Origin of the sequence: Catellatospora chokoriensis (assembly GCF_011297315.1) — a bacterium.
Lineage (GTDB): Bacteria > Actinomycetota > Actinomycetes > Mycobacteriales > Micromonosporaceae > Catellatospora > Catellatospora citrea.
The window spans coordinates 117519-129280 of record NZ_JAAOTI010000005.1; the positions used below are offsets into that span (position 1 = coordinate 117519).

The following is an 11762-nucleotide window of genomic DNA, read 5'->3' on the forward strand; positions in this document are numbered from 1 at the left end:
CCGCATCACGACGCGGCCGACTTGCCCCTGCGGGTCTCGTACACGCGCTCGGCGGCCGCGACGATGACGCAGTAGTCGCCGATGGCCCGGTTGGCGCGATGGTTGCGGGGCAGATCCATGGCGCGGAGCGCGCGCATCGCCTCACCGCCCAGCGCCCGCAGCACGGCGTCGTCGGAGGACGCCGCGGTGACCGCCCCGGTGGACAGCCGGGACAGCCAGACGGTGTTCAGCTCGGTCAGGCCCACCCCGTAGGAGAGGTTGGCGCTGTACGCGCAGGCGGTCGGCCGGGTGATGCTGCCCGGCCGGATCGCCGCCGCGTACCGGTCCAGCTCGGCGACCTGGGCGTCGTCGAGCCTGGTGAACGAGTCGGTGCTCGCGACGAACGTCCCGGTGCCGGTCCACACGAGCGTGGCGACCGACAGCAGCGCGGGCAGCAGCGCCACGGCGACCAGCGCCGGGTGCCGCCGGCACGGCTCGTCGGTGCGGGTGCGCCGGTGCACCACCAGCGCGCCCGCGGCGGCACCCAGCGCGGCCAGCGCCGTCGTCACGGACGCGAGCGCGAGGATCGCCCCGCCGAACCCGTTGAGCTGCGGCGTCGGCACCCGGGACAGGCACTGTGGCAGGACGCCCGCCGGGCAGCCCAGCACGGCCAGGTGGGCGAGCTGCTCGACGACCAGCAACGGCGCGGCGGTCAGCGCGGCCGCCCCCGCCAGCACGGCCGCCTCGCCGACCCGCCGCCGGCCGCCCCGCCACAGTCCGAGCACGAGTCCGCAGGCCGCGGTGGCCGCGGCCGACCCCGCCCCCAGCACGAGGAACGCGGTCCACCACTGCCCGTCCCGGAGCAGGCCGGTGAGGTAGGCGTGCAGGGGCAGCAGCACCGCCGGGAAACCGGCCACGATGAGCGCGACCCCGGTGAGCCAGGCGCGCCAGGTGCCGCGGGTGGTGCGCAGCAGCCCGGCGAGCGGGTAGAGGCAGCCCCACGCGACGCAGGCGGCCAGCACGGGGTTCAGCACCGCGGTGCCCACCGCGATGCCGAGCGTCGGCCAGGTCGGATAGGACGACGACAGCATCGCCAGCGCCATGAACCAGGTGGACGCCCAGAGTCCGAACACGGCCGCCGACGCGGTCACCCCGAACGCGGCCGAGCGTCCCGGGCGTGGCGTGCTGCGCAGTCGGCTGTACGCGCTGAGCACCACCCAGCGCAGGTAGACCTGGCACAGCACGAGCAGGGCCAGCGCGGTGACCGCGCCGAACAGCGGCTCCGCGCCGGCGACCATCGCCCAGCTGCCCACCTCCGGCATGGCCGGCACGGCCACCTGCCCGGCCAGCACGCCGGCGGTCAGCGCGAGCGCGGCCCGCCACGTCGCCGGCGCGCGGTCGGCCTGCTCGGCCAGCGCGTGCTGGACCGCCCGCCAGGCCGACCCGGCCAGTGCCGCCGCCGCGCACGCGCCCAGGACCAGTCCCACCACCCAGTCCCGGACGAAGGTCGTGCCGGGCAGGACGTTGCCGAGCAGAAAGGACAGCAGCGGGTACGCGTAGCCGAGCAGCAGGCCCGCGCCGAGCGCCTCCCCGGCGCCGACCCGGAACAGCACCGGCTCGCCCCGCAGCGCCGCGACTCGGTCCGGGCCGTCGGGGTGGTTGGACACCAGTCGCCACCAGCGTCGGGGCCGGCCGGCGAGGGCCGCTTCGAGGCTCTCGGGGTCGCCGGTGGCGGCCGTCGCACGGGCGTCGGCGTAGTACTCGCGGGCGCGCAGCACCGCGGTCCGGGCCAGCCACAGCACCAGCAGGAACAGCCCGACGCGCCACCACACCTCGGTGATCATCTTGGGTTCCACGATCGCGTAGAGCAGCGCCGGCAGCGCCGCCGCGAGCAGGAACGCCCACCACAGGGCCAGGGTGAGGTAGGTGATGTCGATGTCGCGGTTGCGCACGTGCGCGAGCTCGTGGAACAGCACCCCGCGCAGGGCGCGCGGGTCGCGTGCGCCCCGGGCCAGCAGCCCGGCGTCCAGCAGCAGCCGGTACCGGCCCAGCCGCCCGTAGGCGCGCGCGCCGGTCGTCGGGCGCAGCGTGGCCACGTCGACGCGCACCGGCTGCCCGGCCTCGGCGAGCACCTCCCGGATCCGGTCGGCGGCCGGGGCGCCGCCCAGCGCGGCGAGCGGGACCACCGGCCCGCGGCGGACCAGCCACGGGGTCGCCAGGTAAGCCGCCACGGCGACGGCCAGCAGCAGCGCCACCATCAGCGCGACCCGTCCCACGGCCGACAGGTACGCCTCGTTGACGCAGTCGCCGAAGCGTTCGGTCAGCACCGTCTCGTCCACGGCCGGCACGCTGCGGCGGGCGTCGTTGACGCAGCCGACCCGGTCCACCGCGAGCGGGCCGCGGAACCGCCCGCCGGCCATCCCGGCGGGCCACAGGTAGACCAGCACCGAGCCGACGACGGTGCTGAGCATCAGCAGCGCGAACCTGGCCCCGGTGGCGCTGGGCAGCGCGAACGGATCCGGCCGCATCACGCCGGCCGGGTCAGTCGCGCCGCGATCAGGTTGGCCACCCGCTGTGCCCGTTCCGGATCCACCTTCGACTCGACGGCGAGCTGATACGCCAGCCGGCCGACCTCGGCCGCGTCCACGCTGGACAGCTGGGGCAGCGGCGTGTCGGCGCCCTGCGCGGCGACCCGGCCGGCCAGCTGCCGCCTCAGCTTGCGCCGCTGCCACCAGCCGGTGGTCCGGCTGGTGATCCCGGCGGCGAGGACCTCGCAGGTGACCCCGTTGAGGATGGTCAGGATCAGGGCGCTGAGCAGGGCGGCACCGGTCGCGGCGTCGAACCCGACCGGGTCGTCGCCGGTGCTGCCCGCCAGCACGGACCGCACCGCGCGGTCCCGGCCGGTCGCACTGCCGAAGAATCCCGCCGACACCACGCCGAGCAGGTCGGCCTCCTCCGGCGCGATCTCGTCGAGGATCGAGCGGGTGGCGTCGTGGATGGTGGAAGTCATGTGATCCCTTCGGCACGGGCGACGGCGGCACGGACCGCGGTCGTGGTGACAGCGGTGTCGAGCTGGTAGAACGCGTTGTGGGCGAGCAGGATCAGCAGCCCGCCCCGGCGCACCAGGACCTGGTCGGACAGGAACGGCGGGTAGCCGTCGGCGGTGGTGGTGAACCTGGTCGCGACGGTCTCGTCGCCGAGGCCGGTGATCGAACCGGCGGTGACCCGGGTCGTCAGCAACGTGCCGTTCATGTCCCGCAGCGTGTACGACGGGCACTGGTCGGTGAAGCGGCGCGCCGCCAGCATCAGCGCGGTGGCGTCGGCGACGCTGAGCCGGGTCAGCGTGGTGTGTACGAAGGGTCCGGCCTCGCCACGCCGGAACTGGGTGACCGCGTCGGGTTCCGGGGGGTCGAAGTCGCCGGCGCAGCCGGTTTCCCCGCTGGTCGGCTGTTCGAAGTAGTCGAAGTGGACGAACCCGGCGGGCAGGTCCGCTGCGGTGAGCAGCGCGGCCTGCAGCGGTCCGGCGGCGGGGGAGGCGACCGAGGTCGACGGCGTGGGCAGTGGCACCAGGTCGGGGATCTCCTGCGGCATGCAGCCGGACAGCAGCACGCAGCAAAGCAGTGACACGCGGAGACGAGGCCACTTCACCCAGTAGTTATAGGTCGACGCCGAAGGGTTCGGCACCCCCCGAACCGGTCGTCGTGGATGTTCACCCGGCGCGGCGATGGCGGCCGTGTCGCAGCGGTCAGTACCGGGCCTGCTCGCGGTAGGGCTTGACCGAGGCGGGCACGGGGGTGGCCTCGGTGTCGACGTAGCGCACGGTGAACGCGCCGGTGTAGCCGAACACCGGCCCGAACCACGGGTTGACCACCCGCACGTCGATCCGGAAGACGTCTGCCGCGTCGTCGTACCGCTCGTGGACCTCGGCGACCGCGGTGGCGGCCGGGGGCAGGGCCGTGTCGACGCCGGGGGCGCGCAAGCGCATCTGCCCGCTGCGCAGGTGCAGCCCGCCCTGCTCGTCGACGCGCAGGTGCAGGTCGGCGGCGATGTGCTGGTGGGTGCCGAGGTAGTCGACGATGACCTCGCGGTGCGGGTCCCAGACCATGGTGGCGTCGAACCGGCGGCGTCGCCGCGGCAGTTCGAAGGTGCGCACGAAGGTGAGCGTCTCGCGGCCGTACGAGTCGGGGTAGGCGTAGTTCTCGATGGTGAAGGGCACGTTGCGGCCCTGCTCCGGGAACATGATGTTGCGCATGGTGCCCAGCGCGAGGAACGGCCGGGTGTACGCCGGCCCGCGCCAGATGCGGTCCATGACGCCGTGGCCGACGCAGCCGCGCCGGTCGGTGCTGGTGAAGCCGAAGCGCTCGCGCAGGCGCGGGTGCAGGCGGTCGAAGTCGGCGCCGAGCGCGGTGTGGAACAGGGAGTTCACAGTGTCTCCAGCAGGGAAGGGGCGCGGCCGGCGATCCGGTCGGGCGGGGTACGCAGGCAGCGGCGGGCCGACGGCGCGCCCCAGCGCGGGAGCAGTCGCAGCGGCGAGCGCCGGGGTGGCACGGCGTCCTCCAGCCAGATGCGCAGGCGGTCGAAGGACCAGGCGGTGGCCCAGCCCATGAGCGGCCGCACGATCCGGTCGAGCAGGGGCCAGCGCGGGGTGTAGTCGTATCCGGTCAGGAAGCGCACCCCGGTGGGGGTGGGCACGTAGCGCCAGTAGCCGGAGCCGGTCATCAGCGGGGAGTGGAAGCGCAGCGCGGAGGTGCGGGTGCCGTCCGGGCGGGTGTGCTCGCCGGCGGTCACGCCCTCGCCCGCGACGGTGAGGCCGGGGGCGAGCCGGGTCGCGTAGCGGAAGCGCTGCGGGTAGGTGCCGGGGACGTAGTCGATGGTGGTGAACCGGGCGTCCCAGCGCTGGTGCAGGGCCGGGTCCTGGGTGAACTGCCACACCGTGTCGAGGTCGGCCCTGATGTGCACCTCGATGTAAAGCCCGCGTCCCATCGGTCCAACCTCCCTCTTGAGCGGTCGCTCAAACAGACTGTACGGCTGTTTGAGCGACCGCTCAAGAGGCGATTTCGGGCAGGTTCAGCGCAGCGAAGCCGCGTACGCGGCGGGCGACACCCCGATCGCGGCCGTGACCTCGCGGACCAGGTGCGCCTGGTCGCTGTAACCCAGCTCCGCGGCGACCGCCGCCCAGTCGACCTCGCCCTCGGCCAGCTCGATCGCCCCGTGCACCCGGTAACGCAGGATCACCTGCTTCGGTCCGATGCCGACGTACTGCGTGAACAGCCGTTGCAGCGAGCGCGCCGACATGGCGGCCTCCCGCGCCAGGTCCTCGACGCGGCGCAGCCCGCGGTCCTGCCGTACGCGGTCCACCAGCCGCATCGCGAGCCGCACGGACTCGTCCGGTTCCGGACGCAGGCCAAGCAGCAGCTCGTCGAACACCGCGGCCGCTGCCGGGTCGTCGGCCGCGGCGGTGAGCCGGTCCCCGGGGTCGGCGACCGGCAGCACCTGCGCCAGCGGCACCCGCCGACCGGTCAGCTCCGCGGGGGAGCGGCCCGAGAACGCCCGGAACGCGCCCGGCCGGAACTGCACGCCGCGCACCCAGCCCCGCTCCGCGAGCTTGATCGAGAACAGTTCCCGGGTGACGCCGGACACCTCCGCCGTCACCGGGTCGGCGGCGGTCGGGCGCAGCACGACGAGGTTCACCGCCGGGTGCCCGATGACGTGCTGCTCGTACGGCTGGTCCAGGTCCCAGTCGATGAACCAGTAGTGCTCGACCAGGTCCGCCAGCCCGGCCGCGGGCGCGAGCCGCCGGAACCGCACCTGCCGCAGCAGGCCGGCGGGGTCGACGATGCCCCGGGTGTCCCGGCGTGGCTGTCGCATTTGTTCAAGACCTTCCGAAGCGCCGCTGGTTAGCGTGGGCCCATGACCACGATCTCGAAACTACTGCGGGAATCCGCAGACGTCGCCCTGCCCGTGCTCCAGGGCATCACCGACGAGCAGCTCAGCGCCGTCACCCCGTGTGCCGAGTTCCGGGTCGGCGATCTGGTCAACCACCTGTTCCAGGTCGTCGTCAACTTCCAGGGCCTGGCCCGCCGCGAGGCGGCCGACTTCTCCGGCACGCCCGACGTGCTCGGCACGGACTGGCGCGCCCGCTTCGCGGCGGAGACGGACCAGCTCATCACGGCCTGGTCGGCCGAGTCGGCGCTGGAGGGCGTCTCGCCCGGCATGGGCCTGCCGCAGCCCACCGTGGGCCGCATGGCGCTGCTCGACCTGACGCTGCACCCGTGGGATCTGGCCGTGGCGACCGGGCAGCCGTATGCGCCGAGCCCGGCCGCGGTCGAGGAACTGCTGGTGATGGTCGACGAGATGGGGCCGATGGCCCGGGAGTGGAAGGTCTTCGGTGAGCCCGTGCCGACGGCTCCCGACGCGGACTCCTTCACGCGCCTGCTCGGCAAGACGGGCCGCGAACCCGGCTGGCAGCGGGCCGGGTGACGACCGGCGGCCGCATCCGGGCGGGTCACCACCCGGATGCGGCCGTGCGGGTTCAGCAAATGGCGGTCAGGGCCGCCCAGTTGGCGCGGTCGTTGTAGCCGCCGTCCCCGGCGTCGCCGACGACGAGGTCGAGCACCCTTACCCCGGTCAGGTCGACCGTGATCTGACGGGTGTCGTCACGGGTCAGCAGGCCGCTGTCGTACAGCGTCCGGCCGTCGCCGACCACCTGGAACGTCGACGTGGCGCCCTCGGGTCCGACGTTGCGCACCGCGTCGTCGAGGCCGATGGTCGCGGTCAGCCCGGTGCACCGGCCGCCGACGTAGTAGCGGATCGTCGACGGCGTGGCCACGCCGATGCCGGTCGGGTACACCGTGCCGAGCATGCTGATCGGCGACCAGCCGCCGACGCTCAGGTCGACGGTCGGGCTCATCCAGCCGCTGGTGGCGCTGATCCAGGTGTGGTGCGACAGGACGACCGAGCCGGTCGGCGGCGCGGGCGCCACCACGACCGGGGTGCCGGTCACCTGCTGCTGGCGCCCGTGCCCGAGTACGTCGTACGACGAGGTGGCGGTCAGCGTGCCGCCCCCGGGCGCGGCCGTGGCGGGCAGCGTCACCGTGAAGGCGAACGTCGCGGTGCGGCCCGGTGCCAGCAGCAGCGGGGCCTGGCCGAGTTCGCGCACCGTCCAGCCGGCGGGACCGGCCAGCTTCGCCTTGGGCAGCATCGCGGGCAGCAGCCCGTCGTTGCGGACCAGCACCTCGACCCGGGCCTGGTCGCCACCGGCGAGCACCGGCGCGGCCCCGGCCGGCAGTGCCACCGCGTTGACCTGGGTGACCTGCGGGAAGCCGGCGGTCACGTGCGGCACGCCGGGCAGGCCGCGGGCCGGGGCGACCCGGAGCAGTGCCGCGCCGTGCGCGGGCACCGCCGCGCTGAGCGTGCCCGCGCTCTCGGTGTCCTGGCCGGTCCACGCGTTGCGGACGGTGAACCGCGAGCCGGCCAGGCCGGTGGCGGCGGCCTGCGCGGTCAGCGTCTGCGCGAGGTCGCCGCGGTTGAGCAGCACGACGGCCCGGTCACCGTTGGCCAGGCGCTTGACCCAGGTCTCCGTGGTGCCCGCCGGTCCGATGCGGACGGCCTGCACGGCGGCCCGGTCCTGGTTGATCGCGAGCACGTCGCGGTTGGTCAGGATGTCGACCGAGGTCTGGCTGAGCTTGCGGACGTCGCTGCCGACGACCAGCGGCGCGGCGGCCGCCGCCCACAGCGTCATCTGGGTGCGGAACTCCTCGTCGGACATGCCGAGTCCGGGCGCCAGGTAGTCGGGGTCGTTGTAGTGGCCGGGACCGGTCGCCTCGGGGTGCCGGGCGTTGGCGTCGTAGTTGCGCAGCACGTCCTTGAACTTGATGTCACCGACGAAGCCCACATCGGTGTACGTGCGCCAGGACTGCGCGATGCCCGGCGCGTAGCTCCAGGAGTAGGTGGACTGCTGCTCCTCGGGGTAGTTGCCCCAGTCCGGCGAGGTCACCGGGTTGCACAGGTTGAAGATGATCGGCCGTCCGCTGGCGTTGTCGCGCAGCGCCGCGGCGAACTCGGTGTAGACCGTCTTCGGGTCCAGGTTCGCGGCGATGCCGCAGAGGAAGTCCACCTTGACCGCGTCGAACTTCCAGGCCGCGAACTGGTCGGCGTCGCGCTGGTAGTAGCCGCCGCCGCTGCCGAGCCCGCACTTGCCCGGGATGTACGGCCCGGCGTCGGTGTAGATGCCGGCCTTCAGGCCCTTGGCGTGGATGTAGTCCACGAGCGGCTGCAGCCCGTCGGGGAACCGGGTCCGGTCGGCCTGCAGGTCGCCCGCGGCGGTCCGCGGCTGCGGGTCCTGCCAGCCGCCGTCGAGCCACACGATGTCGTAACCGGCCCGGGCGAGCCCGCGGTCGACCAGCGCGTCGGCGACCTCGCGCACCGACTGTTCGGCGAAGTCGCCGCCGAGGCCGAAGTAGGTGTTCCAGCCCTGGTAAGGGGTGGGGCTGAGGAGTTCCTGGCGGGGCCGGGCGGGCGCGGGGGTGGTGGCGGCGGCCGGCGGCGGCGCGATCAGCAGGCCGGTGGCCAGGCAGAGCAAACCGGTGAGCACACGTCGTTTCACATCGGATTCCTTGCTGCGAAAGGGGTTTCCACGATCTTGTGGTCTGTTACGCGCGTGTGTCAAGAATAATTCATAATTTATGTACGAAGCCGTGGTGCATGCGCCATCCCGTGAAGAACCGATGAAGGACCGATGCGAGCGCGATGAAGGGCGCGACCACGCCGATGCCCCCGTGCTGACCAGCGGCTAAGGTCGGTAACTCGCAGAACGGGAGGCCGCAGTGAGCGCGCGGGTGCTGATCGCCGAGGACGACCCCAAGCAGGCCCACCTGCTCCGCGTCTACCTCGAACGGGAGGGCCACAGCGTGCAGGTCGTCGGCGACGGCCTCGCCGCCCTGGAACGCTGCCGGGCGTACCGGCCCGACCTGGTCGTGCTCGACGTCATGATGCCGACCCTCGGCGGCCTCGACGTGTGCCGGATCCTGCGGGCCGAGTCCGACGTGGCGATCCTGCTGCTCACCGCACGCAGCACCGAGGACGACATCCTCGTCGGCCTCGACCTCGGCGCGGACGACTACGTCACCAAGCCGTTCAGCCCCCGGCAGCTCGCCGCCCGGGTGCGGGCGCTGCTGCGCCGGACCCGCCCCGGCACCGCCAAGGAGGAGATCCTGCGCGTCGGCGACCTGGAGATTGACGAAGGGCGGTTCGAGGTCCGGGTCGGCGGCCGGCTCGTCGCGCTCACCGCCAAGGAGTTCGGCATCCTCGCCGCGCTGGCCGCCGCCCCCGGCCGGGTGTTCTCCCGGGCGCAGATCATCGACCGGGCGTTCGGCTTCGACAACCACGTCGAGGAGCGCACCGTCGACGCGCACGTGATGAACCTGCGCCGCAAGATCGAGGACGACCCGGCCGAGGCCCGTTACGTGCAGACCGTCTACGGCCGCGGCTACCGGCTGGCCGAGCAGCCGGGATGAGCGAGCGCAGGTCGCGAATCAGCGGACTCGACGATGCCGCCGACGAGCGCAGCGAGGAGAAGGCATGAGCTTCCGACTGCGGGTCGTCGCACTGGTCATGTTCATCGCGGTGACGGCCACCGCGGCCACCGCCTGGCTCACCCTCCAGCAGGCGTCGCGCGAGTTCGACCGCACGGTCAGCGCGAGCGCCGAACAGCAGGCGCTGATCACCACCGGACTGGCCGACTTCGCCCGCACCCGCGGCGGCTGGGACGGCGTCGCCGAGCGGGTGCGCGAACTGTCCCTGCAGACCGGCCAGCGCATCCAGGTCACCACCGTCTCCGGCGCGGTCGTCGCCGACTCCGACACCCTCGCCGGGACCGCGGCACGTGGGGTCACCGGCCCTGCACTGCTCGTCGACCCGCGCCCGACCTGGCAGCCGCTGCCCAAGAACGACACGTCCATCGGCTCCAAGACCGTGCTGCTGGCGTCGTGGGAATACCGGATCGGCCTGCACCTGGCGTCCTGCCTGGCCAAGGCGGGCATCGGGGTGCGCCTGGCCGACGACCGGCTGGGCATCCCGGTGCCTGTACCCGTGACGTACAGCGCCCAGTCGAAGGCCTGCGAGGTCGAGTCACGCGCCCAGGTCACCCTGGACCGCGATCCGGCGTTCGAGCACGAACTGCAGGCCTGCGACGCGAACCGGTCCGGCCAGACCGTCCCGTGCCTGCAGGACGCGTTCTCGCGGGCCGTCGGCGCGTACGCGCCCGCGCAGATGCGGGTGTACGTCGGTGCGGCCGAGCAGCCGCGGCCCCGCCTGCCGGTGAAGTCCATCGTGCTGACGGCCGTCGTCGTCGCGCTCACCGCGGTCGGTGCGTCCTGGCTGCTCAGCCGCCGGGTGCTGCGTCCCATCGGCGCGCTGACCGCGGCCTCGGCGCAGGTCGGCGACGGCAGGCTCACCGAACGCGTGCCGGTGCGCGGCCACGACGAGCTCGCCGGGCTGGCCCGCTCGTTCAACCGCATGGCCGACTCCCTGCAACGCAGCGAGGAACTGCAACGCCGCATGATCTCCGACGTGGCGCACGAGCTGCGCACACCCCTGGCCAATCTGCGCGGTTACCTGGAGGCGCTCAAGGACGGCGTGCTGCCGCCGAGCCCGGAGCTGTTCGAGTCCCTGCACGACGAGGCCGTGCTGCAGCAGCGCATCGTCGACGACCTGCAGGACCTCGCACTGGCCGAGGCGGGCGCGCTGACATACCAGCAGACCCGGCTCGACCTGGGCGAACTCGTAGCCACCTGCAAGACGGCCCATGCCGCGCTCGCGCACACGTCCGGGGTGGCCCTGACGGTCGAGAGCACCGGACCGCGCTGGGTGCACGCGGACCCCGACCGGCTGCGCCAGGTGATCGGCAACCTCGTCCGCAACGCGGTTGCCGCCACCGCGGCCGGCGGCACGATCACCCTCACCGTCGCCGCCGACGGGGACCGTCACGTCGTGCGCGTCGCCGACACCGGCAGCGGCATCGCCGAGGCGGACCTGCCGTTCCTGTTCGACCGGCTCTGGCGGGCCGACCGCGCCCGCGGCAGGGCGGGGCAGGGCACCGGCTCCGGCCTCGGCCTGTCCATCGCGCGGCAGATCGTCGCCGACCACGGCGGGACCATCGACGTCGTCAGCGTGCTGGGCGTCGGCACGACCTTCACCATCTGGCTGCCCGCCGCCTGATGCCGGTCACAGCCCCATCGGTATGGGCTGCCGGGGCGGACCATCTGCGAGCAGCGCGGCCAGCGCGGCGGGCAGAGCCCGTGGCGCGAACACGTCGGTACCCCGGTACTGCGCGAGTTCCTGCTGCGTCCACCAGCGGAAACCGGTGATGTGCTCCCCGGCGAGCTCGTCGTCGGTCCACGTGCCGCGCGGCGCGAACGACGTCGTGCGTACCAGGAAGATGTCGTTGAGGACGCCGTCGTAGCCGTCGAAGTGGCCGGCCCGGACCACCTCCTGATGCCACACGTGTGGCGGATCGGCGGGCAGGGCCAGCCCGATCTCCTCGGCGAGTTCGCGCCGGAGCGCGGCCAGCAGAGTCTCGCCAGGCTCGACGCCGCCGCCCGGAGTGCCCCAGACCACGAGCAGGCCTTCCGGATCGTCGAAGGCGAACCGGCAGAGCAGCACCCGGTCCTGCTCGTCCAGCACGAGAGCACGCACACCGGCCCGAAGCCGGGGGGAGGCGGGCGACAGCATGGCCACGAACCTACCGCCGATCACGCGGGCGCGCGGTCCGCCGAGACCACGGC

11 protein-coding genes are annotated in these 11762 nt (G+C 73.4%); 3 read left to right on the forward strand and 8 right to left on the reverse strand.

Features of this window, described 5'->3' with window-relative positions; all coding sequences use genetic code 11:
• Positions 1-5: 5 nt before the first annotated feature.
• From HAV39_RS09755 to HAV39_RS09780, 6 genes are all read right to left on the reverse strand, one after another.
• The gene (locus HAV39_RS09755) at positions 6-2507 is read right to left on the reverse strand and encodes a M48 family metalloprotease (RefSeq protein WP_239120713.1); all 2502 of its coding nucleotides are present in this window, start codon (positions 2505-2507) and stop codon (positions 6-8) included.
• Positions 2507-2989, reverse strand: a complete 483-nt coding sequence (locus HAV39_RS09760; RefSeq protein ID WP_191838840.1) for a hypothetical protein — start codon at positions 2987-2989, stop codon at positions 2507-2509. Before HAV39_RS09760 ends, HAV39_RS09755 begins: the two co-directional genes overlap by 1 nt.
• A complete protein-coding gene (locus tag HAV39_RS09765) occupies positions 2986-3606 on the reverse strand; it encodes a hypothetical protein (RefSeq protein ID WP_191838841.1) in 621 nt (206 codons plus the stop codon). Before HAV39_RS09765 ends, HAV39_RS09760 begins: the two co-directional genes overlap by 4 nt.
• Positions 3607-3724: 118 nt before the next feature.
• Positions 3725-4405: a DUF4166 domain-containing protein gene (locus tag HAV39_RS09770; RefSeq protein WP_191838842.1), complete on the reverse strand. Its 681-nt coding sequence runs from the start codon at positions 4403-4405 to the stop codon at positions 3725-3727.
• Positions 4402-4962 (reverse strand): SRPBCC family protein, encoded by a 561-nt coding sequence (locus tag HAV39_RS09775; protein ID WP_191838843.1) that lies wholly within the window; start codon positions 4960-4962, stop codon positions 4402-4404. Before HAV39_RS09775 ends, HAV39_RS09770 begins: the two co-directional genes overlap by 4 nt.
• A gap of 84 nt (positions 4963-5046) precedes the next feature.
• On the reverse strand, positions 5047-5847 hold the full coding sequence (locus HAV39_RS09780) for a helix-turn-helix transcriptional regulator (protein ID WP_191838844.1): 801 nt from the start codon (positions 5845-5847) through the stop codon (positions 5047-5049).
• Between the two features lie 42 nt (positions 5848-5889).
• Here HAV39_RS09780 and HAV39_RS09785 point away from each other — a divergent pair, with 42 nt between their 5' ends.
• Positions 5890-6459, forward strand: a complete 570-nt coding sequence (locus tag HAV39_RS09785) for a TIGR03086 family metal-binding protein (RefSeq protein ID WP_191838845.1) — start codon at positions 5890-5892, stop codon at positions 6457-6459.
• A 52-nt stretch (positions 6460-6511) separates the two neighbouring features.
• Here the strand turns inward: HAV39_RS09785 and HAV39_RS09790 are convergent, their stop codons facing one another.
• Positions 6512-8584, reverse strand: coding sequence for an NPCBM/NEW2 domain-containing protein (locus HAV39_RS09790; RefSeq protein ID WP_191838846.1), 2073 nt, complete (start codon positions 8582-8584; stop codon positions 6512-6514).
• Positions 8585-8804: 220 nt separating this feature from the next.
• On the opposite strand from HAV39_RS09790, the gene HAV39_RS09795 reads away from it, so the two are divergent.
• Together HAV39_RS09795 and HAV39_RS09800 are read left to right on the forward strand one after the other, a co-directional pair.
• A complete protein-coding gene (locus HAV39_RS09795) occupies positions 8805-9494 on the forward strand; it encodes a response regulator transcription factor (RefSeq protein WP_191838847.1) in 690 nt (229 codons plus the stop codon).
• 64 nt (positions 9495-9558) lie between these two features.
• The gene (locus HAV39_RS09800) at positions 9559-11196 is read left to right on the forward strand and encodes a sensor histidine kinase (RefSeq protein WP_191838848.1); all 1638 of its coding nucleotides are present in this window, start codon (positions 9559-9561) and stop codon (positions 11194-11196) included.
• 6 nt (positions 11197-11202) lie between these two features.
• On the opposite strand, the gene HAV39_RS09805 is transcribed toward HAV39_RS09800, so the two are convergent.
• Positions 11203-11709, reverse strand: coding sequence for an NUDIX domain-containing protein (locus tag HAV39_RS09805; RefSeq protein ID WP_191838849.1), 507 nt, complete (start codon positions 11707-11709; stop codon positions 11203-11205).
• Between the last annotated feature and the right edge of the window lie 53 nt (positions 11710-11762).